This is a genomic window from Streptomyces changchenzhani (assembly GCF_039766235.1).
In the GTDB taxonomy this organism is placed as follows: Bacteria; Actinomycetota; Actinomycetes; order Streptomycetales; family Streptomycetaceae; genus Streptomyces.
Window position 1 is genome coordinate 1 of sequence record NZ_JBDHNH010000018.1, and the last position, 23,174, is coordinate 23,174.

21 protein-coding genes are annotated in these 23,174 nt (G+C 68.9%); 15 read left to right on the top strand and 6 right to left on the bottom strand.

Features of this window, described 5'->3' with window-relative positions; all coding sequences use genetic code 11:
* From ABCR94_RS35870 to ABCR94_RS35900, 7 genes are all read left to right on the top strand, one after another.
* On the top strand, positions 1–763 hold a 763-nt coding region (locus ABCR94_RS35870; RefSeq protein ID WP_347125356.1), incomplete at its 5' end, for an MFS transporter.
* Positions 732–1,904, top strand: coding sequence for an acetoin utilization protein AcuC (locus ABCR94_RS35875; RefSeq protein WP_347125359.1), 1,173 nt, complete (start codon positions 732–734; stop codon positions 1,902–1,904). The genes ABCR94_RS35870 and ABCR94_RS35875, both read left to right, overlap by 32 nt.
* Positions 1,905–2,161: 257 nt before the next feature.
* Positions 2,162–2,977, top strand: coding sequence for a phosphatase (locus ABCR94_RS35880; RefSeq protein WP_347125361.1), 816 nt, complete (start codon positions 2,162–2,164; stop codon positions 2,975–2,977).
* A gap of 128 nt (positions 2,978–3,105) precedes the next feature.
* Positions 3,106–3,318 (top strand): helix-turn-helix domain-containing protein, encoded by a 213-nt coding sequence (locus tag ABCR94_RS35885; RefSeq protein WP_014046653.1) that lies wholly within the window; start codon positions 3,106–3,108, stop codon positions 3,316–3,318.
* Positions 3,319–3,427: 109 nt separating this feature from the next.
* A complete protein-coding gene (locus ABCR94_RS35890; RefSeq protein ID WP_003948845.1) occupies positions 3,428–3,526 on the top strand; it encodes a 30S ribosomal protein bS22 in 99 nt (32 codons plus the stop codon).
* 171 nt (positions 3,527–3,697) lie between these two features.
* Positions 3,698–4,735 (top strand): NAD-dependent epimerase/dehydratase family protein, encoded by a 1,038-nt coding sequence (locus tag ABCR94_RS35895; RefSeq protein WP_347125364.1) that lies wholly within the window; start codon positions 3,698–3,700, stop codon positions 4,733–4,735.
* 1 nt (position 4,736) lies between these two features.
* On the top strand, positions 4,737–5,867 hold the full coding sequence (locus ABCR94_RS35900) for a lysophospholipid acyltransferase family protein (protein ID WP_347125366.1): 1,131 nt from the start codon (positions 4,737–4,739) through the stop codon (positions 5,865–5,867).
* A gap of 447 nt (positions 5,868–6,314) precedes the next feature.
* On the opposite strand, the gene ABCR94_RS35905 is transcribed toward ABCR94_RS35900, so the two are convergent.
* From ABCR94_RS35905 to ABCR94_RS35915, 3 genes are all read right to left on the bottom strand, one after another.
* Positions 6,315–7,514, bottom strand: a complete 1,200-nt coding sequence (locus ABCR94_RS35905) for a DUF5667 domain-containing protein (RefSeq protein WP_347125368.1) — start codon at positions 7,512–7,514, stop codon at positions 6,315–6,317.
* A gap of 243 nt (positions 7,515–7,757) precedes the next feature.
* The gene (locus tag ABCR94_RS35910; RefSeq protein WP_347125370.1) at positions 7,758–8,540 is read right to left on the bottom strand and encodes an ECF subfamily RNA polymerase sigma factor, BldN family; all 783 of its coding nucleotides are present in this window, start codon (positions 8,538–8,540) and stop codon (positions 7,758–7,760) included.
* Positions 8,541–8,915: 375 nt separating this feature from the next.
* Positions 8,916–9,872 (bottom strand): HAD family hydrolase, encoded by a 957-nt coding sequence (locus ABCR94_RS35915; RefSeq protein WP_347125372.1) that lies wholly within the window; start codon positions 9,870–9,872, stop codon positions 8,916–8,918.
* Between the two features lie 124 nt (positions 9,873–9,996).
* On the opposite strand from ABCR94_RS35915, the gene ABCR94_RS35920 reads away from it, so the two are divergent.
* From ABCR94_RS35920 to hemB, 6 genes are all read left to right on the top strand, one after another.
* Complete coding sequence (locus ABCR94_RS35920) at positions 9,997–10,272, top strand: glutaredoxin family protein (RefSeq protein ID WP_347125374.1); 276 nt, start codon at positions 9,997–9,999, stop codon at positions 10,270–10,272.
* Positions 10,273–10,545: 273 nt separating this feature from the next.
* The gene (locus ABCR94_RS35925) at positions 10,546–11,322 is read left to right on the top strand and encodes a redox-sensing transcriptional repressor Rex (RefSeq protein ID WP_347125376.1); all 777 of its coding nucleotides are present in this window, start codon (positions 10,546–10,548) and stop codon (positions 11,320–11,322) included.
* Entirely contained in the window at positions 11,319–12,983 is a 1,665-nt protein-coding gene (locus tag ABCR94_RS35930) for a glutamyl-tRNA reductase (protein ID WP_347125378.1), read from the top strand. Before ABCR94_RS35925 ends, ABCR94_RS35930 begins: the two co-directional genes overlap by 4 nt.
* The gene (gene hemC / locus ABCR94_RS35935) at positions 12,980–13,936 is read left to right on the top strand and encodes a hydroxymethylbilane synthase (RefSeq protein ID WP_347125380.1); all 957 of its coding nucleotides are present in this window, start codon (positions 12,980–12,982) and stop codon (positions 13,934–13,936) included. The genes ABCR94_RS35930 and hemC overlap by 4 nt, the downstream gene beginning before the upstream one ends.
* The gene (locus tag ABCR94_RS35940) at positions 13,933–15,606 is read left to right on the top strand and encodes a bifunctional uroporphyrinogen-III C-methyltransferase/uroporphyrinogen-III synthase (RefSeq protein ID WP_347125382.1); all 1,674 of its coding nucleotides are present in this window, start codon (positions 13,933–13,935) and stop codon (positions 15,604–15,606) included. Before hemC ends, ABCR94_RS35940 begins: the two co-directional genes overlap by 4 nt.
* 245 nt (positions 15,607–15,851) lie before the next feature.
* A complete protein-coding gene (gene hemB, locus ABCR94_RS35945) occupies positions 15,852–16,844 on the top strand; it encodes a porphobilinogen synthase (RefSeq protein WP_347125384.1) in 993 nt (330 codons plus the stop codon).
* 86 nt (positions 16,845–16,930) lie between these two features.
* On the opposite strand, the gene ABCR94_RS35950 is transcribed toward hemB, so the two are convergent.
* Positions 16,931–17,818 carry a chitinase gene (locus ABCR94_RS35950; RefSeq protein WP_347125536.1) on the bottom strand — a complete coding sequence of 296 codons (888 nt, stop codon included), beginning with the start codon at positions 17,816–17,818 and terminating at the stop codon, positions 16,931–16,933.
* A 111-nt stretch (positions 17,819–17,929) separates the two neighbouring features.
* Entirely contained in the window at positions 17,930–18,823 is an 894-nt protein-coding gene (locus tag ABCR94_RS35955; protein ID WP_347125386.1) for an NAD(P)-dependent oxidoreductase, read from the bottom strand.
* A gap of 179 nt (positions 18,824–19,002) precedes the next feature.
* On the opposite strand from ABCR94_RS35955, the gene ABCR94_RS35960 reads away from it, so the two are divergent.
* Positions 19,003–19,272, top strand: a complete 270-nt coding sequence (locus ABCR94_RS35960) for a DUF1876 domain-containing protein (RefSeq protein ID WP_347125388.1) — start codon at positions 19,003–19,005, stop codon at positions 19,270–19,272.
* A gap of 87 nt (positions 19,273–19,359) precedes the next feature.
* Here ABCR94_RS35960 and argS read toward each other — a convergent pair whose 3' ends face one another.
* The gene (gene argS, locus ABCR94_RS35965; protein ID WP_347125390.1) at positions 19,360–21,132 is read right to left on the bottom strand and encodes an arginine--tRNA ligase; all 1,773 of its coding nucleotides are present in this window, start codon (positions 21,130–21,132) and stop codon (positions 19,360–19,362) included.
* A gap of 155 nt (positions 21,133–21,287) precedes the next feature.
* On the opposite strand from argS, the gene lysS reads away from it, so the two are divergent.
* A complete protein-coding gene (gene lysS, locus ABCR94_RS35970) occupies positions 21,288–23,051 on the top strand; it encodes a lysine--tRNA ligase (RefSeq protein ID WP_347125392.1) in 1,764 nt (587 codons plus the stop codon).
* Positions 23,052–23,174 lie beyond the last annotated feature (123 nt).

Below are 23,174 nucleotides of genomic sequence, written 5' to 3' on the forward strand. Positions count from 1 at the left end.
GCTCGCCTGGGTGGGTGCGCACTGGGAGTTGTCGCTGTTCGTCTCGTATCTGCCGGTGGTGGCCGTGTTGTTGCCGGCCGCGTTCGTCGGCAGTCGGTGGTACGTCGACGGGGTGGCGGCGGCGCCGGTGGCGCCTGTGCGCGAGGGGGAGAAGGCGACGTCCGGCGTCGGGTTCAAGCTTTTGCTGCCGTTGTGTCTGGTGATGACCTTCGCTTACATCGGGGATTCGACGGTCTCCAACTGGAGTGCCAAGTACCTCCAGGACGTGCTCGGTTCGTCCGAGCAGACTGCGACCCTTCCGTACAACATCTACATGGTCACGACGCTGCTGGGGCGGGCCGTCGGGGACTTGGGTGTGCGGCGCTTCGGGGCCGTGGCGGTGGTGCGGTGCGGGACTGTGCTGGCCGCGGCGGGGTTCGGGGTGGTGGCCTTGGCGCCGGGGGTCGGCGTCGGGATGCTCGGGTTCACGATGCTGGGGCTCGGGCTGTGTGTGATCGTGCCGCAGACGTTCGCGGCGGCGGGGCGGATGTTTCCCGGGGCGAGTGATGCGGCCATTGCCCGGATCAATGTCTTCAACTACGTGGGGTTCCTGGTCGGGGCGCCCCTGGTGGGGGCGCTCGGGGACGCGTGGAGCTATCGGGGCGCGATGCTCGTACCGATGGTTCTGGTGCTGGTGACGCTGGTGTACGCCCGGTCGTTCGCTGTGGAGGGCGACCGATACGGTGGCGGGCATGAGCGGGCGCGCACTGTTGATGTGGGATGACGCGGTAACGGGATACGACTTCGGGGCGAGCCACCCGATGGACCCGGTGAGACTCGATCTCACCATGGGGTTGGTGCGGGCGTACGGGCTCGACCAGGTGGTCGATGTGCGGGCCGCGCGGGCGGCCGGGGACTCGACGTTGCGGCTCGTCCACCGCGAGGACTATGTGGCTGCCGTACGGGCCGCGTCGGCGGATCCGCGGAGTGCGGACGGGTCGTACGGGCTCGGGACCGTCGACGATCCGGCCTTCGCCGGTATGCACGAGGCGTCGGCGCTGATCGCCGGGCAGTCGGTGGGGGCGGCGGAGGCGGTCTGGCGGGGGGAGGCCGCGCACGCGGTGAACTTCGCCGGCGGGCTGCACCATGCGATGCCGGGGGGTGCGGCGGGGTTCTGCATCTACAACGACGCGGCGCTGGCGATCGCGAGGCTGCTGGAGCTGGGGGCCGAGCGGGTCGCCTATGTGGATGTTGACGTCCATCACGGGGACGGAGTCCAGGCGGTGTTCTGGGAGGACCCGCGGGTGCTCACAATCTCGCTGCACGAGCACCCTCGGACGCTCTTTCCGCAGAGCGGGTGGCCCGAGGAGACGGGCGGCGGGGCGGGCGAGGGCGGCGCGGTGAATGTGGCGCTTCCGGCGGGGACGGGGGACGAGGGATGGCTTCGGGCGTTCCACTCGGTGGTGCCGGAGCTTTTGGCGGATTTCCGACCCCAGGTGCTGGTGACTCAGCACGGCGCGGACACGCATTTCGACGATCCGTTGGCGCACTTGGCAGTTTCGCTGGACGCGCAGCGGGCGGTGCAGGCGGCGTGTCATGACCTCGCGCACGAGTACGTCGATGGCGGGCTGTGGGTCGCGTTGGGCGGGGGCGGTTATGCGGTGGTGGACGTCGTACCGCGGTCCTGGACGCATCTGGTGGCGATTGCGGCGCACCGGCCGATTGAGCCGGAGTCGGTGATTCCGGCGTCCTGGCGGGACGAGGTGTACGCGCGGACACGGCAGTTGGGGCCGGGTCGGATGACTGACGGCCGGACGCCGGTCTGGCGGGGGTGGGAGGCGGGGTACGACCCTGCGGATCGGCTGGATCAGGCGGTGTTGGCGACGCGGCGAGCGGTGTTTCCGTTGCGGGGGATGTTGCCGTAGCGGAGCCCGATTCGGGGTGCGGGCTGGGTGCGGGTGCGGATGTGCCTGTGGTGCGGTTGCCTGCGGCGCTGTCCCCTACCCGCCCCTTCCCGAAACTGGGGGCAGGCCCTCAGGCCCCCGGACGCCCTTCGGGCGTGTCCTCAGACGCCGGACGGGCTGAAATGGGCGGGGTCGGAGCGTACGGGGTGTTACTCCAACTGTGCGTTGTATCCGGGGTTTTGGTACGGGGCGCGGGGGATTGGGGGAGCATGTGGCGGGTGTTGAGTACCGGCGCCCTGCGTGCGCACTTGTTGGCGGCTCGGTTGGCCGGGCCTGTGGCCACTTCTCGGGAAGTCAGCCTGCGGAGCTATCGGGCCTTCGCTGCCCGTGATCCTCGTGTGCTGCTCGGCCTTGAGCCCGAACTGGCCTGGGGCGAGCGTGATGTGATGGCTCTGATGGCCGAGAAGTGTGGGGTGTCGGATGACCCCGCGCATACCGTCGGGCCCGATGTGATCGACCCCGAAAGGACGTTGGCGGCGCTGGGAGCGTTCGCCGGGCGGCTCGGCGAGGCTGCCGCGCGGAGGTCGACGGTGCTCTTCGGGACCGGGCATCCGCACCGCCTGCTCGGGTTCTACGCCGCGTTGGCAGACGCTTTGTCGGCGGCCGGGTGCGTCGTACTCACCTCCGCGCAGGGGCGATGTGTCGACATAACGACCCGGTTCGGGGTACGCACGTACAACCTTGACTACGTACGGGGAGTCGCGCTGATGCGCGAACCCGGCGCGCGTGGTCCCGCGAATGAGACCGGCGCACACTCCCATTCACCCCTCCCGGTTCGGGTCGCGCTGGCCGCTGCGGCGGAGGGTGACGGACCTCTTCCCGAGCTGGTCGTCGGAGACCATGGATGGGTCTGCGGTGCAGGTCAGCTCGGCATTGAGGCCATCGGCCTGGCGGACACGGACGACCCCGCGCTGTTCGTCGGAGAGGCCGAGGGGCGGGTGTCCGTCGCCGTTCCGCTTGATGACGCTGTGCGGTCTGATTACTACCGACCGCTTACTCGCTATGTACTCAATCGAGCGTGTCTGTCACAGTAGGCGGCCGATGGCTGCTCCTCTTCCCCACTCGCATCACCCGCCCCTAGTCTGGGGAGTGAGCGCACAACGACGAAGAGTCACCGGAGGGGAAGCCGGTGCGCGTCGGGTGCGGAAGGTACAGGTGGGTCATGGCTGCTGGCAGCGAGAGGCCTCTCAACGAGGTCAAGTTTCTGACCGTCGCGGAAGTCGCGTCGGTAATGCGAGTGTCGAAGATGACCGTGTACCGATTGGTGCACAGTGGTCATCTGCCGGCGATCCGGGTGGGCAGGTCATTCCGGGTTCCGGAGCAAGCGGTTCACGAGTACCTCCGCGAGTCCTTTGTGGGGGTGGAATCGGCCTGAGTCTGCCTCGGATTACCTCCCTCACCCGGTGGCGGGTAGGCTGGGCCCTTGTAGGTCGTGTGGGCCCAGACGCCCCGCACCGAGTGAAGAGAAGTGAGCGAGGGTAGTCGTGGGCTCTGTTATCAAGAAGCGGCGCAAGCGGATGGCCAAGAAGAAGCACCGCAAGCTTCTCAAGCGCACCCGTGTTCAGCGTCGTAACAAGAAGTAAGCGACAGCTGTACGTGATCCGCAGCCCCTCCACCGTCCTGGTGGAGGGGCTGCGGTGCGTTTACGGTGTGGCGCAGGGGGTGGCTGCGGTCACTTCAGGTGCGGTGCGGTCATCACAGCGCAACAACGAACCGCTACGGTGGCGCTAGGGGACCTAAGGAAGGCGCTGATCTTGGGCAAGGTCGTGCTCGTCACAGGTGTGGCCCGGCAGCTGGGGGGCCGCTTTGTGCGGCGCATCCAGCGTGATGCCGATGTGGACCGGGTGATCGGCGTCGATGCCGTTTATCCCGAGCACCATTTGGGCGGCGCCGATTTCGTGCAGGCGGACATTCGCCAGGCCGGCATCGCGCGTGTTCTCGCCGAGCACCACGTCGACACCGTTGTGCACATGGATGTCACGGGTATGCCGCTGGGCGCGGGCAGCCGTACGTCGGTCAAGGAGACCAACGTCATCGGCACCATGCAGCTGCTCGGCGCGTGTCAGAAGTCGCCCACCGTGAAGCGGCTCGTGGTCAAGTCCAGTACGAGTGTGTACGGTTCGGCGCCCCGTGATCCCGCCGTCTTCACCGAGACCACGTCCCCCAAGTCGCTGCCGAGCGGCGGCTTCGCGAAGGACGCGGTGGAGGTCGAGGGGTATGTGAGGGGCTTCGCGCGCCGCCGGCCCGATGTGGCCGTGTGCGTGCTGCGCTTCGCGAACATCCTGGGGCCGTGCGCGGATTCCCCGCTGGCCGAGTATTTCTCGCTGCCGGTCCTGCCGACCGTCTTCGGGTACGACCCGCGGCTCCAGTTCGTCCACGAGGACGACGTGATGGATGTCCTGCGTATCGCTTCGCACGACCCGCTGCGCGGGACGCTGAACAGCGGCACCTTCAATGTCGCGGGCGACGGCGTGCTGTTGCTGTCGCAGTGCTCGCGGCGGCTCGGCCGGCCGACGGTGCCGGTGTTGCTGCCGGCTGTCACGTGGGTCGGGTCCGCGCTGCGGACCATTGGGATCACGGACTTCTCTCCCGAGCAGATTCGATTGCTCACGCACGGCAGGGTGGTCAGGACGACCCAGATGCGCGAGACACTGGGCTTTGACCCCAAATACACAACGGCGGAGACCTTCGCGGACTTCGCGCGCAGCCGGGGCGCGGGGCTGTTGCCGCCGGAGGCGGTGGCCCGTGGTGTCGACCGGCTCTCCACTCTCGTCAGCAAGGAGCGCACCTGACATGGCCGATGCCAAGGTCATCCCCTTCGGCGACGAGCCGAGGACGAGGCGAGCAGCCAGGCCCAAGGGCAAGGACGGCGCCGCGAAGGACCCCAAGGCGAAGCGGCCCTCCGGGCGCAAGGGCGGGGCGCTCGCGCCCGTACCGGAGCAGCAGACGGCGCCGGACGACGCGGTGCTTGTCGCGGAGCCCGAGGGGATTCGGCGCGGGGTGGCGGGCTCCGTGGAGTCGGCGGGCTCGGCGGGCTCGGAGGGCTCGGTGGGTTCGGTGGGTTCGGTGGGCGAGCCGGGTGCCGGCGGCTGGGACCGGCGGATCGCGGGCGGGCTCGCGTTCCTGCGGCGGCGGCTCACCGGTGACTACGAGGTCGACGAGTTCGGTTACGACGAGGAGCTCACCGACAAGGTCCTGATGTCGATGATCAGGCCCATCTACGAGAAGTACTTCCGGGTGGAGGTGAAGGGCGTCGAGAACATCCCGTCGGAGGGCGGGGCGCTCATCGTCGCCAACCACTCGGGGACGCTGCCGCTGGACGGGCTCATGCTGCAGGCCGCGGTGCACGACAACCATCCGGCGGGGCGGCACCTGCGGCTGCTCGCGGCGGATCTTGTTTTTATGCTGCCGATCGTGAACGAGCTGGCGCGGAAGGCCGGGCACACGCTGGCCTGTGCGGAGGACGCGGAGGAGCTGCTGCGGCGGGGTGAGGTCGTCGGGGTGATGCCGGAGGGCTTCAAGGGGATCGGGAAGCCGTTCAGCGACCGGTACAAGTTGCAGCGGTTCGGGCGGGGCGGGTTCGTTTCGACCGCGCTGCGCGCGGGGGCGCCGATTGTGCCGTGCTCGATCGTGGGGGCGGAGGAGATCTACCCGATGATCGGCAACTCGCGGACGCTGGCGCGGGTGTTGGGGATTCCGTACTTCCCGATCACGCCCACGTTTCCATGGCTGGGGCCGCTGGGGGCGGTGCCGTTGCCCACGAAGTGGACGATTCAGTTCGGGGAGCCGATTCCTACGGCGGGGTATCCGGCGGAGGCGGCGGAGGATCCGATGCTGATGTTCAATCTGACGGATCAGGTGCGGGAGCAGATTCAGCACACGCTGTACAAGCTGCTGGTGCAGCGGCGGTCCGTGTTCTTTTGAGTTTTGAGCGGTGAGTGTGGTGCGGATACGGGTGACGGTGCGGGCCGGTGGGGTGCGGGTTGCCTGCGGCGCTGTCCCCTACCCGCCCCTTCCCGTAACTGGGGCTCCGCCCCAGGCCCCGGTCCTCAAACGCCGGACGGCTGAAATGGCGGGGTGAGACGGGGCCGGGTGGGAGGAAAGTGGTCCGCCCCCGTGCCGGTCCCGGTCCTCAGACGCCGGACAGGCTGAAATGGGCGGGGTGGAGTGGGAGGGGCGGGGTGGGGATGAGGTGGGGATGGGTTCGGCCGGGCCCGGTCCTTGAACGCCGGACGGGCTGGGCCCCCGTTCTCGGACGCCGGACGGGCCGGGCCCCCCTTCTCGGACGCCGGGGCGGCTGACGGCGGGTGGTGCATGTGTGTGGGGCCCACTCTTCTCAGGAAGAGTGGGCCCCACACGTCGTACGTCGTTCTACTGTGCGTCCTCGCCTTCGATGCCCAAGCCCGGGAGGATGCCCGGGAGCAGCGGGGGGAGGGTCACTTCCGGGGTGGGGGGCTTGTTGGGCCCCTTGCCCGGGGGTGGTGACTGGGTGGTGGGTTCGCTCTTCGGGGGGTCGAGCAGGCCGCCCGTCCCGCCGCCGAGCAGGCCGTCGTCCTTGGAGCTGTCCGGTGCGGACGGCGGCTGCGGCTTGTTGTTGTCACCTGTGCGGCCGCCGGAAGAGGCGGTCGTGGAGGGTGCCGGGCGGTCCGAACCGGACGAGCCGGTGCGGTCCTGGGTGGAGCTCGGGCGCTCGGGGCTGCGGCCCGACTCCGGGGTGCGGGGCATCAGTGACTGCAGCGGCGCGACCTCTTCGTCTATGGCGTCGAAGACCGAACTCACCTGGTTGCCCACGTCGGCCAGCTGCACCGGCAGCCGGTCTCGGAGGCTGCTCCAGGCGTCCCGGTGGGACTTGGTGAATGACGACAGCGTCTGCAGCGCGCCGATCGAGCCGTCACGCTTGTACGCCCGGTGGAGCAGGCGATGGCCTTCTCCGGCGTCGTGTGTCATTCCGCTCAGCGTGCGTCTTACTTCGCCCAGCTGCTCATGGTCCAGATCCGATACCCGGCCACGCTCCATGAGGCGACGTGCCTCCTGGAGACGGGTGGACGCCTGGTCGAGGTAGATCTCACCCCGGTCGGCGTCGTCACCTGCCAGGCCGAGCTTGACGTCTTCCATGCCGCGCTTCAGCCCGTACAGCGAATCACCTGGCAGGGCGTCGGAGCTTGCAGCGGCTACTCCGCTGAAGGCTCCTGCGGCCACACCGACGGTGAGTCCGCCCGCGGCAATGCCCTTCGACCAGCGGGAGCGTGGGCGCAATTTCCGGAGCGTGGCCCGATGGGCGCCGCGGCCGGTGCGCTGCTCGGGCACTTGAATGCCCGTCGACGCACCGCCCTCGGCGACCATGGCTTCCATGGCGGCAATGAGCTGTGCCCGTTGCACCACTTTGACCTCTGGATCCAGCTGCGGTGACGGCAGTTCGCCGAGACCGTTCGCCAGGGTCAACAGCCGTCCTTGAGCCGGCCCTTCGGCCGTGGCCTGGGGCTGATCTGCCGCCGTGCCCTGGGGATTTCGATCCTCCAGGGCCTGGGCGAAGGCGTTCGCCCGCCGGTGTGCCGAGACATTCGCGATCACTGGCGGCACCTCCTCTCGTCATGACGATCGACTCCCCTGGGGGTCCGGAAGGTTGCACGCCATGAGCACATCCACTCGATTGAGTGAGTGGCTGCGGACATGGCGTGACCGCAGGGAGCCTGCATCCCGCACAACGAGCGGCGCGGCACTTGGGTTACGCGCGAAGGATGATCGGACCACAGCGTCATCGAGGCGTCACCAACTGTGAGTTGTGGTCGACCGGTCGGCGGGTGTCGGCGGGCGTCAGCGTGCGTCGTCGGGCAGGAGACGGGCGAGGGTGCGGACGGCCCGGTACTGGAGCGTCTTGATCGCCCCCTCGTTCTTGCCCATCACGCGGGCCGTCTCGGCGACCGAGAGGCCCTGCAGGAAGCGCAGGGTCACGCATTCCTGCTGTTGCGGGTTGAGCTTGCGGACTGCTTCCAGCAGCGCCGCGTTCGAAAGGGATTCGAGGACGGAGTCCTCAGGGCTGCGCTCGACCTCGTTCGCGTCGAGCATTTCGCCGGTGGTCACTTCGAGGCGGAATCGGCTCGACTTGAAGTGGTCGGCGACCAGGTTGCGGGCGATTGTGACCAGCCAGGCACCGAAGTCACGGCCCTGCCAGGTGAAGGTGGAGATCCTGCGCAGGGCGCGCAGGAACGTCTCGCTGGTGAGGTCTTCCGCGGTCGCCTTTCCGCCGACGCGGTAATAGATGTAGCGGTAGACCGTGTCGCTGTACTGGTCGTAGAGGCGACCGAACGCGTCGGCCTCGCCGGCCTGAGCACGTTCTACGAGGTCCATCATGCGGGCGCTGTCGCTGTCGGCACTGGGCCGACGGGCGGTGGACGTGCCGGTGCCCGAGCCGGCGCCACGGCTGCGTCTGCCGACCGCCGCACCGCCGTCGGCCAGGGCGTAGCAAGGGCCGACAAGTGCAGGGGTGGCAAGGGCGGGGACGGCGTACGCGGTGGGGACGAAGCCGCGCAAGCGGTCGCCGACCGTTGCGCGCAGCGTAGCCAGGCCCGAGGCGTCAACCCCGACGTGTGGGTACACGGGACTCCCAGAGGCAGAGCTTCCATCACGTGCAGTGCGGGTCCGTTCGCTCATCGTATTGATGAGCAGGTTCCCGTATGCGTCTGAGGAGAATAACGCTTCGTACAGGCAGCGCTACACCCAGTTGCGGAAATCACCGGTTCAGTCGCTTCTGTGGCGTCTAAGCGGCGGATCAAGTCGCGGATTATGACCGTTTGTTGATCAATTCGCTTCGATAACTGCGTGTTTGCTGGATCTGTTGTGCCCGAGTGCAAGTCGTGGGACTGGCGGGAGTAGCCGGGGGTAGAGAACCCGGATTGCCCATCGGTTCGCGCGCGTCGGAACGCGCGTTCGCGCTGTGCGGGCGTCGGGTCCCGGCTGCCGTGCGGCCGGCGGCTAGCGGCGGCGGCGGTGCAGGGCCATGGCGGCGGCGGTGCCGCCCGCGATGGCGCCGAGGCCGGCGGCCGCCGGGATGCCGACCTTGGCCGCTTTGCGGCCGGTCCGGTAGTCGCGCAGCCGCCATTCGCGGTCGCGGGCGTACCTGCGCAGCTTGGAGTCCGGGTTGATGGCGTACGGATGTCCGACGAGCGAGAGCATCGGGATGTCGTTGTGGGAGTCGCTGTACGCCGCGCAGCGGGCCAGCTGCAGGCCTTCGGCCGCGGCCAGGGCGCGGACGGCCTCGGCCTTCGCGGGGCCGTGCAGCGGCTCGCCCACGAGCTTTCCCGTATATACGCCGTCGACGGACTCGGCGACCGTGCCGAGCGCGCCGGTCAGGCCGAGGCGGCGGGCGATGATCGTGGCGGTCTCGACGGGGGCGGCGGTGACGAGCCAGACCTTCTGGCCCGCGTCGAGGTGGGCCTGGGCCAGCGCGCGGGTGCCCGGCCAGATGCGCTCGGCCATGTACTCGTCGTAGATCTCCTCGCCGATGGACATCAGCTCGGAGACGCGGTGGCCCTTGACGATGGACAGCGCGCTGTCGCGGGCGTCCTGCATGTGCTCGGGGTCCTCGACGCCGGCCAGCCTGAACCAGGCCTGCTGCCAGGCGAAGCGGGCCAGCTCCTGGCGCTCGAAGAACTTCCGCTTGTAGAGGCCGCGGCCGAAGTGGAAGATCGCGGCGCCCTGCATCACGGTGTTGTCGAGATCGAAGAAGGCGGCGGCGTGTACATCGCCGGCGACGGGGAAATCGGGTTCCGGTGGCTTGACGGACGGGCTCGCCTCGTACGCGCCGAGTCCCTCCAGCGCGTCGAGTTCCTGCGACGTCTTGCGTGCTGCCTCGGCTGCTGCCTCTCCCGCCAGCACACTCCGCGCAGTGGCGGAGCGCCTACGGGGGGTGAGCCATCCCAGTGCGGCCATGTCGTGAGCATAGCCAGTCTGTTCGGTAGTTCCGGACGACGAGGGATGCCATGACGTGAACTCTCCGGAACGGCGGCGTTACGCGGCTGAATGCGACGCGGCAGTACAGGGCCACAATGGCGGTATGAGCCCCCTGCTGAGGCGTACGAAGAAGAGGCCGGACGAGCGATTGGTCACGTTGGTCGGCAAGCCCGGCTGTCATCTCTGTGACGACGCCCGCGCCGTGGTCGCGGCGGTGTGCGAGGAGGTGGGCGCGGCCTGGGAGGAGAAGGACATCACGCGGGACGAGGAGCTGTACCGGGCGTACTGGGAGCAGGTTCCGGTGGTGCTGGTCGACGGTGAGCAGCACACCTTCTGGCGAGTGGATGCGGCCAGACTGCGCAAGGCGCTGGGGGGCTGACCGAAACCCGGTTACCATCGTGGGCGATTTGAGCGGTCCCCGGGGGCGTGGACGTGAGGAGTGTGTACGGCTTTGCCCCCTTCAGGTCTTCAACGAGGCTGCGCGGTCCCTGGTTCCGGGACCGGGCGGGCGCGGTGCGTGACCCCGGTCACTTTGCTTGGACAAATCGGACACCATCTTTGTGCACGCGTTCACAAAGGCATAGCCTGCAATCGACGGGGCGGTCCTGGGACATACGGCCGCCTGCAGCCCCGCTCATCCCGCAGGAGCACCGTGGCAACTGGCCGAACTCACCGACCGGCGACCCGTAGCCGAGGCATTCCCGAGGCCACCGTCGCCCGACTTCCGTTGTACTTGCGCGCCCTGACCGCTCTCTCCGAGCGCTCGGTCCCCACGGTCTCCTCCGAGGAGCTGGCCGCGGCGGCGGGGGTCAACTCCGCGAAGCTGCGCAAGGACTTCTCCTACCTGGGCTCCTACGGGACGCGCGGGGTCGGGTATGACGTGGAGTACCTCGTCTACCAGATCTCCCGCGAGCTCGGCCTGACCCAGGACTGGCCGGTAGTCATCGTCGGTATCGGTAACCTCGGCGCCGCGCTCGCCAATTACGGCGGGTTCGCCTCCCGCGGCTTCCGGGTCGCCGCGCTGATAGACGCGGACCCGGAGATGGCGGGCAAGCCCGTCGCCGGGATGCCCGTCCAGCACACCGACGAACTTGAGAAGATCATCGAGGACAACGGCGTCTCCATCGGCGTGATCGCCACCCCGGCCGGCGCCGCCCAGCAGGTCAGCGAGCGGCTCATCGCCGCCGGTGTGACCTCCATCCTGAACTTCGCGCCCACCGTGCTGACCGTTCCCGACGGTGTCGACGTACGCAAGGTGGACCTCTCCATCGAGCTGCAGATCCTTGCGTTCCACGAGCAGCGCAAGGCAGGCGAGGGGGCTGCCGCCGCGGCTGCCGCTGCCGCCGCCGCGCAGCAGCCCGTCGTGCGCGCCTCTGCGGCCGGCCGGAAGGGACCCGACGGGGACGTTCCCGCCGTGATGCCGGCATGAGTCTTCTGGTCGTAGGGCTGAGTCACCGCAGCGCGCCGGTGAGCGTGCTTGAACGGGCATCGCTGGCCGCTGACACACAGGCCAAGCTGCTCCAGGACACGCTCGCCTCGGAGCCGGCCGTCGAGGCCGCCGTGCTCACCACGTGCAACCGCATCGAGCTGTACGCCGACGTCGACAAGTTCCACGCGGGCGTCGCCGAGCTGTCCACGCTGCTCGCCCAGCACAGCGGGGTGGGGCTCGAAGAGCTCACTCCCTATCTGTACGTGCACTACGAGGACCGGGCCGTCCACCATCTCTTCTCGGTGGCCTGCGGTCTCGACTCGATGGTGGTCGGCGAGGGTCAGATCCTCGGGCAGATCAAGGACGCGCTCGCGCGCGGCCAGGAGCTGCACACCGCGGGCCGGCTGATCAACGACCTGTTCCAGCAGGCGCTGCGCGTCGGCAAGCGGGCGCACTCCGAGACCGGCATCGACCGGGCCGGACAGTCGCTCGTCACCTTCGGCCTCGAACAGCTCGCGGCCGGTGCGCCCACCGCGGCCCCGGTCGCCGAGTGGGCCGACGGCAAGCGGGCGCTGGTGATCGGCGCGGGCTCGATGTCCTCGCTGGCCGCGGCGACGCTCGTACGCACCGGGGTGAGCGAGATCGTCGTCGCCAACCGGACGCACGCGCGCGCCGAGCGGCTCGCGGAGATCCTGACCGAGACCGGTGGCCCCGGTGTGGTCGCCCACGCCGTACCCATGGACGCGGTCGCACGGGAACTGACACGAGTCGACCTGGTCGTCTCGTGCACCGGCGCGACGGGCCTGGTCCTGACCGCCGAGGGCATCGCCGCCGCGCTGGGCCTGCCCGGTGTGCCCGCCCTCGCCACGAGCGGCTCCGCCGCCGTCGACCAGGGCGAGAGTGCGGCCCCCGGCTGTCCCGTGTCCGCCGACGCGGGCACCCCTAATCCGACCGGCCTCGCGGCGGACCCCGCCCTGGCGGAGGCCGCCGTAGCCGTGGCTTCGCCCGGTGACACGGCCGTTCCGCTGCCCGGCGCCCGGCTCGGCGGTGGCGTCGACCCGCTGACGCAGCACGGTGCCTGGGCCGACAACGGCACGGCTGTCGCGCGGTCCCGGCGTCCCCGGCGCGGGGACGGCATCGGTGCGCCGGTGCGGCTCGCGCTGCTCGACCTTGCCATGCCGCGGGACATCGACGTGGCGGTGCACGGGCTCGACGGCGTACACCTGGTGGACATCGAGTCGCTCGCGGAAGCCTCCGCGGACGCGCCGATGGCCGCCGACGTGGACCAGGTGCGCACCCTCGTCTCCGACGAGGTCGCCGCCTTCGGCGCCGCCCAGCGCGCCGCCCAGATCACGCCGACCGTCGTCGCCCTGCGCAGCATGGCCGCCGACGTCGTCGCGAACGAGGTCGCGCGGCTGGAAGGCCGGCTGCCCGACCTGGACGACAAGGAGCGCTCGGAGATCACCCAGACCGTGCGCCGTGTCGTCGACAAACTCCTGCACGCGCCCACGGTGCGGGTCAAGCAGCTCGCGAGCGAGCCCGGCGGCGCCGGGTACGCGGACGCGTTGCGTGAACTCTTCGACCTCGACCCGCAGACGGTCGCCGCCGTCAGCCGGGCCGACCTGAACGACACCGACGGTGGAAATCGAGGCCGGGCATGACCAATGCCTTGAAGCTTGGAACCAGGCGCAGCAAGCTCGCCATGGCTCAGTCCGGACAGATCGCCGAGGCGGTGCGCCAGATCACCGGGCGCCCCGTCGAGCTGGTGGAGATCACCACGTACGGGGACATCTCGCGGGAGCAGCTCGCGCAGATCGGCGGTACCGGCGTTTTCGCCACCGCCCTGCGCGACGCGCTGCTCGGCGGTGAGGTGGACTTCGCGGTGCACTCGCTCAAGGACCTGCCGACGGCTCAGCCGGACAACCTGCTGCTCGCCGCGGTGCCGCAGCGTGAGGACGTGCGTGATGTCCTCGTCGCCCGGGACGGGCTGACTTTCGAGCAGCTGCCGCCCGGTGCGCGCATCGGCACCGGATCGCCGCGACGCATGTCGCAGCTCAATTCGTACGCGCGCGTCCACGGACTCACCATCGAGACCGTGCCGATCCGCGGGAACATCGACACTCGTGTCGGATTTGTACGAAGTGGGGAACTGGACGCGGTGGTTCTGGCCGCCGCGGGTCTCCACCGCATTGGCAGGATCGACGAGGTGACCGAGTTCCTCTCGGTCGATGTCGTCCTGCCCGCCCCCGGCCAGGGGGCCCTGGCAGTCGAGTGCGCCGCCACAAGCGTCGACCTCGCTGCCGTGCTCGCCGAGCTCGACGACCCGTACACTCGGGCCGCCGTGACCGCCGAGCGATCCCTGCTCGCCGCCCTGGAGGCCGGTTGCAGTGCACCTGTTGGTGCGCTGGCCGACCTGTTGGTTGACGGGCAGGTTGTCAATGAAATGCGCCTGCGCGGTGCTGTCGGTACGCCCGACGGCGCCGAGTTGGTGCAGCTGTCCATCACCGGTCCCGTACCCACGTCGCACAACGACGCGATGACACTCGGACGCGAACTCGCGTCCGAAATGCTCGCGAAGGGTGCGGCCGGTCTTATGGGGGAGCGAGCACAATGAGCCCCACCTCTGCACTTTCGGCCGCCTCCGCACCTGGGCATGTCACCTTCCTCGGTGCCGGACCCGGCGATCCGGGGCTGCTGACACTCCGCGCAGTCGAAGCGCTTTCGAGCGCGGACGTACTGATCGCCGAACCGCATGTTCTCGATGTCGTACGCGCCCATGTCCGGGCAGGTGTAAGCACACCTCAGCTGACGGCAGTTGACGATGCGTCAAAGGCCGCCGGTATCCCCGCCATCAGGACACCGCTTACTTCCAGCACTGCGGTGAATCTTGTCATGGAGGCCGCGAGGGGCGGCAGGCGGGTGGTCCGTGCGGTAGCGGGCGACCCCGGTCTCGACGGCAACACGGGCGACGAAATGCTCGCCTGCGCCGCCGAGGGCATCCCCTTCGAGGTCGTCCCGGGGGTTGCGACGCTGGTCGGCGTGCCGGCGTACGCCGGTGTGCCGCTGCGTGACGCGCAGGGCACCGACGTCCGCTTCGTGGACGCCCGCACCGCGGACGCACGCTGCTGGGCGGAGATCGGCGCCAGCGACGCGACGACCGTGGTCTCCACCACGCTGGACTCGGTCGCCGCTGCGGCCGGCGAACTGGTCTCGGCCGGCCGCAAGCCGGACACCCCGATGACCGTCACCATCGCCGGTACGACGACTCGCCAGCGGACCTGGAACACGACGCTCGGCACGGTCGCCCAGATCCTCAAGCAGGCGAAGGTGCTGCCGTCCCCGGACGGCCACCAGCCCGTCATAGCCGTGGTCGGTGAGCGCAGCGCCGCCGCTCAGCGCGACCAGCTCTCGTGGTTCGAGTCCAAGCCGCTCTTCGGGTGGCGGGTGCTCGTACCGCGGACCAAGGAGCAGGCGGCGTCGCTCTCCGACCAACTGCGTTCCTACGGGGCCGTGCCGCACGAGGTGCCGACCATCGCGGTCGAGCCGCCGCGTACGCCCCAGCAGATGGAGCGCGCGGTCAAGGGGCTCGTCACCGGGCGGTACGAGTGGATCGCCTTCACCTCGGTGAACGCGGTGAAGGCCGTCCGGGAGAAGTTCGAGGAGTACGGGCTCGACGCGCGTGCCTTCGCCGGGATCAAGGTCGCTGCGGTCGGTGAGCAGACCGCCGCCTCGCTGGTCGAGTTCGGTGTTAAGCCGGATCTTGTGCCCAGTGGCGAGCAGTCTGCGGCGGGCTTGTTGGAGGACTGGCCGCCGTATGACCCCGTTTTTGATCCGATCGACCGGGTCTTCCTGCCTCGGGCCGATATCGCGACCGAGACGCTGGTTGCCGGGCTGATCGAGCTTGGGTGGGAGGTCGATGATGTCACCGCGTACCGGACGGTTCGGGCTTCGCCGCCGCCTGCAGATACGCGTGAGGCGATCAAGGGGGGCGGGTTCGACGCGGTGCTGTTTACGTCTTCCAGCACTGTGCGGAATCTCGTTGGCATTGCGGGCAAGCCCCATAATGTGACCGTTATTGCCTGTATTGGGCCTGCTACGGCCAAGACCGCGGAGGAGCACGGGCTGCGGGTCGATGTGCTTTCGCCGGAGCCGTCCGTGCACAAGCTGGCTGAGGCGCTTGCGGAGTTCGGGGCGCAGCGGCGGGTTGCGGCGCTTGAGGCGGGGGAGCATGTTGCTCGGCCGAGTGAGCGGCGGCCGGGGTCTCGGCGGAGGCGGACGACTTAGCGTCGCTGCGTTGGTGTGGGTGCGGGGTGTGGGTGCGGGCGGGTTGGTGCGGCGGGGGTGTGGGTGTGGGTTGCCTGCGGCGCTGGTCCCCTACCCGCCCCTTCCCGTAACTGGGGCTCCGCCCCAGACCCCGGTCCTCAAACGCCGGACGGGCTGGATATGGCTGGGGCGGGCTGGAAAGGATTGTGTGTGGTCCGGCATCGTGTCGGCAAGAGCCTGGGGCGGGCGGGCGTAGCGTTGTCCGTATGACTGTGTACGGATCCTTTCCCGGAGCCCGGCCCCGGCGGCTGCGGACCACTCCCGCCATGCGGCGCATGGTTGCCGAGACTCGGTTGCATCCCGCCGATCTGATCCTTCCCGTGTTCGTACGCGAAGGCATCAGTGAGCCGGTTGCTATCTCGGCCATGCCCGGTGTTCAGCAGCACACCCTGGACACCCTGCGGAAGGCGGCCGTCGAAGCCGTTGAGGTGGGTGTTGCCGGGATCATGCTCTTCGGCGTACCGGTGGATGAGAAGAAGGATGCACGCGGGACCGCGGGCACCGATCCGGACGGGATTCTTCAGGTCGCGCTGCGTGAGGTTCGGGCCGAGGTGGGTGACGAGCTTGTTGTGATGTCCGACCTTTGCCTTGATGAGTACACCGATCATGGGCATTGTGGCGTGCTCGACGAACTGGGGCGCGTCGACAACGACGCCACGCTTGAGCGGTACGCCGAGATGGCGCAGGTCCAGGCCGATGCGGGTGCGCACGTGGTGGGGCCCAGCGGCATGATGGACGGCCAAGTCGGCGTCGTTCGCGATGCGTTGGACAGTATTGGAAGGGATGATGTGGCGGTGCTTGCCTATACCGTCAAGTACTCGTCCGCCTTCTATGGGCCGTTCCGCGAGGCCGTCGGGTCCTCGCTGACCGGTGACCGCAAGACGTACCAGCAGGATCCTGCCAACGCGCGTGAGTCCTTGCGGGAGTTGGCGCTGGATCTGGACGAGGGCGCCGACATGGTGATGGTCAAGCCCGCCGGCCCCTACCTGGACATCCTGGCCAAGGTCGCGGAGTCCGTGGATGTGCCGGTCGCGGCGTACCAGATCAGTGGTGAGTACGCGATGATCGAGGCGGCGGCCGAGCGGGGCTGGATCGACCGGGAGAAGGCGATCCTTGAGAGCCTCACCGGGATCAAGCGGGCCGGCGCGGACATGATCCTCACGTACTGGGCGACCGAGGTCGCGCGCGGGCTGCGCTGAGACGTGGGAAATGTGGTTGGGCGGCGGGCCGGGGTGTGTTCTCCCGGACCGCCGCCCTGTCTTTGGGGCTGTGGCGCTGTGGTGCTTCAGCAGCTCAGGTTCGAGCCTGCCGTCGTGCCGAGGATTCCTACGAAGCTCTGGTAGGTGTTGATGCGGCTCTGGACCTGGCCGGGGTTGCCGCCGTTGCATTCCAGGCTGCCGTTGATGCTGCGGATCGTCTCGCCGAAGCCGCGTTGGTTGACCATCGCGTTGTGCGGGGTCATCGTGCCGGGGCCGGTCTGGGTGTTCCAGTACCAGAGGCCGGTCTTCCAGGCGATGGCCGCGTCGTTCTGGACGAGCCACGGGTTGTTCACCAGGTCCATGCCGAGTGCGTCGCCCGCGGCCTTGTAGTTGAAGTTCCAGCTGAGCTGGATCGGACCGCGGCCGTAGTACGCCGCCTGGCCGGCCGGGCAGCCGTACGACTGGCCCCAGTCGCAGTAGTGCGGGTAGTTGGCCGTGTTCTGCTCCACGATGTGGACCAGGCCGCCCGTCTCATGGCTGACGTTGGCCAGGAAAGCCGCGGCTTCCTGCTTCTTGACCGTGTCGCTGCCGGTGTTGGCGAAGGCCGGGTACGCGCTCAGCGCGGCTGTCAGTCCGCTGTACGTGTAGAAGCCGTTGCGGCTCGGGAACATCTGGTTGAACTGCGACTCGCTGACGGGGAAGCCGGTGGGGGCGGGGGTGCCGCCACCGCCGCAGTTGTACGGATCCCAGAAGCAGGTGCTGATGATGGGGTCGTAGCCGGGGTTGTCGTGCTCGGCTATGTAGAACTTGCCGTCGGTGTACTTGACAACGTTGCCAGTTACGTACGACGCGCCTGCCCGCCAGTTGGGGGCGGTGTCGCAGACGCCGGCGGCTGCAGTGGGGGCGGCGGAGGCGGTGGGGGCGAGAGCTGTCCCCAGTCCGCCTCCGACGAGGATTGCGACCAACAACGCCATGATCCGGTGTCTCAGCACTCGATCACTCCTCGGTGGGGGGTGGTGGCCCACACTCAAGCGTGTTGACATGATCCAGTCAAGGTATAGACCAATGCGAAGTTGTTTTGGCGTTCACAGCGAGGACTTGAGCAGCTCGGTCAGCCGGGAGAGTCCGTCCGCGCCGTGCCCCTCGGTCACCGCTCGGTCCAACAGGCCCTGGATCGGGGCCAGTAGCTCCGCGCTCACACCTTGGTCGCGGTGGGTGGTGAGGAGGTTCGGGAAAGCAGCCTGGTTCACGGCCAGGCTGGAGACGTCGGTCAGATGCTCGCCGTTGTCGATCGCGCGGGCCATCTCGCCCACGCCCGCCGTCATCGCGCCGATCCACGGGATCAGCAGCCCCGAGAACTCCTCCGCCGAGATGCCCTCCGAGCGCACCAGCGCGAAGGCCTGCAGGACGCCGGCGAACATGCCGTACATGCCGGTGAGCAGCGCGATGTCCTGGAGCGCGGCGCGCCCCGGGTCCGTACCGACCCACTTGGTGTCGCCCAGGCGGGCCAGGGTCTCGCGATGGGTGTCGTAGGCGGGCTGCGAGCCGCTGTAGAGGACGTACGCATACGGCCCTGCGATCATCTGCGGTACCGCCATGATGCCGCCGTCGATGTACTCGACGCCCTGCTTCTGCGCCCAGGTGGCGAACTCGCGGGCCTGGGCCGGGGTTCCGTTGGTGAGGTTGACGACCGCCTTGCCGGTGAGCTGCTCCGCGAGGGGGTGGAGTACGGCATCCACCGTGTCGTACGTCGACAGGCAGACGACCACCAGTGGGCTCGCGGCGACCGCTTCGGCGGCCGTGGCGGCGGGGTGGGCGCCCTGGGCGACCAGCGGGCCGGTCTTGGCCGCCGAACGGTTCCAGACGGTGGTGGGGTGACCGGCCGCGAGGAACGCGGCGGCGAGCGCGGTGCCCATCATGCCGAGGCCGATGACCGAGACAGGGGGCGAGGTGGGGGCGGGGGCGGTGGAATCGGACACGTCGGGCTCCTCGGAAGGTGTCTTCGGGGGTCCCTTTGATCCTGGCTCGGCGCTTTCTTTTCAGCAAGTACCGACTAAAAAGTGTGTACTCACCAAAAGGTAGGTGTGGTCTGCGTTCCGCTGGTGATCAGCGCCCGGTCGGCGCACCCTGGAAGGGGTACCGCTGGAGGTGATCCGCCATGCAGACACTCGTCGGCTGGCACGTCGAAATTGAGTTCAGCGAGGAAGGCGACCGGACCAGGGCGGCCGCCATGGTGAGGCTCGGTGACAGCACGGAAATACGTGGGCACGGCACCGCCCGACGTCACCCGACCGATTCGGAACAGTTGCGGGTCGGCGAGGAGGTCGCGGGCGCGCGAGCGCTCATGGAGATCGCCTCGTTGTTGCTGCAGAAGGCACACAAGGAGATCGATGAGGAATCGGGCCGGACGTCGCACGCGCTGATGTGAACGCGTTGAACGCATGAACGCCGACGGCCCCCCACCGGTCAAAACCGGCGGAGGGCCGCGCGTGCGCGAGCTGGGTGCTGCCTGCGGTCAGAGGCGCTCGGGGGTGCGGATGCCGAGCAGAGCCATGCCCTGGTGGAGCGTGCGGGCGGTCAAGTCGCAGAGGAAGAGGCGGTTCTGGGCGACCTCGGCGGGGATCTCGGGCTTCAGAACCGGGCACTGGTCGTAGAACGTCGTGAAGTGCGACGCCAGTTGGTAGAGGTACGCCGCGAGCTTGTGCGGCTCGTACGACGCCGCCACCTCGGCCAGATTCTCCCCGAACTGGTCCAGGTGCAGGCCCAACGCCCGCTCTGCGGAGGCGAGTTCGAGGTCGGGGTGGGCAGTCGGCTCCGCTTCGCCCCGCAGTCGCAGGATCGACTGGATACGGGCGTACGCGTACTGGAGATACACGGACGTGTCGCCGTTCAGGGAGACCATCTGGTCCAGGTCGAACTTGTAGTCACGGGCGGCAGAGGTCGACAGGTCGGCGTACTTCACCGCGCCGATGCCGATCTGGGCGCCGTTCTCGACGATCTCCTCCTCGGTGAGGGCGATCTTCTCGTTGTTCTTCTCACGGACGACCGTCGTGGCGCGGTCGACTGCCTCGTCCAGGAGATCGACGAGGCGTACAGTCTCGCCCTCGCGGGTCTTGAACGGCTTGCCGTCCTTGCCCAGGACCGTGCCGAAGCCCAGCTGGTGGGCCTTGACCTCGTCGGTCAGCCAGCCCGCCCTGCGGGCCGTCTCGAAGACCATCTTGAAGTGGAGGGACTGGCGGACGTCCACGACGTACAGCAGCGTGGTGGCTTTCAGGTCGCTCACGCGGTTGCGGATCGCGGAGAGGTCGGTGGCCGCGTAGCCGTAACCGCCGTTGGACTTCTTGACGATCAGCGGGGACGGCTTGCCGTCCGGGCCCTTCACATCGTCGAAGAAGACGCACAGCGCGCCCTCGGAGCGGACCGCCACGCCGGACTCCTCCAGGAGACGGCAGGTCTCTTCGAGCATGTCGTTGTAGCCGGACTCGCCGATGATGTCGGGGTCGCGGATGTCCATGTCGAGCTTGTTGAAGACCGAGAAGAAGTAGATCTTCGACTCGTCGACGAAGCGCTGCCAGTGGGCGCGCGTCTCGGGGTCTCCGGCCTGGAGGGCCACCACCCGGTCCCTGGCCCGCTCCTTGAAGGCCTCGTCCGAGTCGAAGACCACGCGCGAAGCCTTGTAGATGCGGTTCAGCGACGACATGGCCTCCTCGCCGGAGACCTCCACGCCGTCCTTGTGGTCCAGCTCGTGCGGGTGCTCGATCAGGAACTGGATGAGCATTCCGTACTGGGTGCCCCAGTCGCCGATGTGGTGGCGCCGGATCACCGTCTCGCCGGTGAACTCCAGGATCTCGACCATCGCGGCGCCGATCACGGCGGAGCGCAGGTGGCCGACGTGCATCTCCTTGGCGACGTTCGGCTGGGCGTAGTCGATGACCGTCGTGCCCGGCTGCCCGGCCGTCGGCACGCCGAGGCGGCCGTCGGCGGCGCGGGCCGCGAGGGTCTCGATGATCGCCCGGTCGGTGATCGTGATGTTGAGGAAGCCGGGGCCCGAGACCTCGATGTCCGCGATGACATCACCGGTGGGGAGGCCCTCGACGACCTTCGTCGCCAGCTCGCGCGGGTTGGCCTTGGCCTTCTTGGCGAGGGCCAGGATCCCGTTGGCCTGGAAGTCGGCCCGGTCGCTTCGTCGCAGCAGCGGGTCGGCGGCGCCGGCCTCCGGCAGGGCTGCCGAGAGGGCGTCCGCGACGCGCTGATTGACGGTCGAAGCGAGGGATTGGACCGAAGCCATGAGCTGCCGTTCCTGTCGAAGAAGAGTGGAGTGTGCGACCGAGTATTTCATGTGGGGTGAGGGCGGGTCTTCTCGTATAAAGGCAACCTGGGCAACCGCGGGCGAGGTCGTACCGTCTGGGAGAATGCTCACGCAAGCCGACGAGAAAGAAGGACGTGCCGATCGTGGCTCAGAGCAGCACAGAGACCGACTGGGTCTCCCGCTTCGCGGACGATGTCATCGCCGAGTCGGAGCGACGTGCCCCTGGGGCGAAACACCCGGGCGCTGCCGCGCCGGCGATCGTCGTCGCGTCCGGACTCTCGCCATCGGGCCCGATCCACCTGGGCAACCTGCGGGAGGTCATGACCCCCCACCTGGTCGCCGACGAGCTCCGGCGGCGCGGGTACGAGGTCAGGCACCTGATCTCCTGGGACGACTACGACCGGTACCGGAAGGTGCCGGCGGGCATCCCGGGCATCGACGAGTCGTGGGCCGAGCACATCGGCAAGCCGCTGACCGCGGTGCCCGCACCGGCCGGCTCCGCGTACCCGAACTGGGCCGAGCACTTCAAGGCGGCCATGACCGAGGCGCTCGTCGAGCTCGGTGTCGAGTACGACGGCATCAGCCAGACGGAGCAGTACACCGCCGGGGTCTACCGCGAGCAGATCCTGCACGCGATGAAGCACCGGGCCGACATCGATGCCGTACTCGACCGCTACCGGACGAAGATCAAGCCCGGCGCCGGCCAGAAGCAGGGGCAGAAGCCGGTCGACGAGGCCGAGCTGGAGGCCGCCGAGGGGTCCGGCGCGGCCGACGAGGACGACGGCAGTGGCGGCGGCGCGGGGTACTTCCCGTACAAGCCGTACTGCACCGTCTGTGGCAAGGACACGACCACGGTCACGGCGTACGACGACGAGAGCACCGCGCTGTCGTACACCTGCGTCTGTGGGCACGCCGAGACCGTGCTGCTGAGCGAGTTCAACGGCGGCAAGCTGGTCTGGAAGGTCGACTGGCCGATGCGCTGGGCGTACGAAGGCGTGATCTTCGAGCCGAGTGGCGTCGACCACTCCTCGCCCGGGTCGTCCTTCATCGTCGGTGGGCAGATCGTGCGCGAGGTCTTCGACGGGGTGCAGCCGATCGGGCCGATGTACGCCTTCGTCGGGATCAGCGGGATGGCGAAGATGTCGTCCAGCAAGGGCGGGGTGCCCACGGCCGTCGACGCCCTGCGGATCATGGAGGCGCCGCTGCTGCGCTGGCTGTACGCGCGGCGCCGGCCCAACCAGTCGTTCAAGATCGCCTTCGACCAGGAGATCCAGCGGCTGTACGACGAGTGGGACTCGCTGCAGAAGAAGGTCGCCGAGGGCACCGTGCTGCCGGCCGACGCGGCGGCGCACTCCCGGGCGATCGGCACGGCCGCCGGTGAACTGCCGCGTACGCCGCGGCCGTTGTCGTACCGCACGCTCGCCTCGGTGGCCGACATCACGGCCGGGGCCGAGGACCAGACGCTGCGCATCCTGACCGAGCTGGACCCGGCGAACCCGATCTCGTCCCTGGACGAGGTCAGGCCGCGGCTCGACCGTGCGGAGGCGTGGATCAGCACCCAGGTCCCGGCCGAGCAGCGCACCATCGTGCGCGGCGAGCCGGACACGGAGACGCTGGGCGCGCTGGACGACGCCGGGCGCGAGTCGCTGCGGCGGCTGGTGGACGGCCTCGACGCGCACTGGTCGCTGGACGGGCTGACGACGCTGGTCTACGGCGTGCCGAAGGTGATGGCGGGGCTGGCGCCGGACGCGAAGCCGACGCCGGAGCTGAAGGTGGCGCAGCGGTCGTTCTTCGCGCTGCTGTACCAGCTGCTGGTCGGGCGGGACACGGGGCCGCGGCTGCCGACGCTGCTGCTCGCGGTGGGGGCGGAGCGGGTGCGGAAGCTGCTGGGGGCGTAGCGCGGCGCGGGGGCGGGTTGCGGGTTGCCTGCGGCGCTGTCCCCTACCCGCCCCTTCCCGAAACCGGGGCTCCGCCCCGGACCCCGGTCCTCAAACGCCGGACGGGCTGGAGGGTGCCGCGCT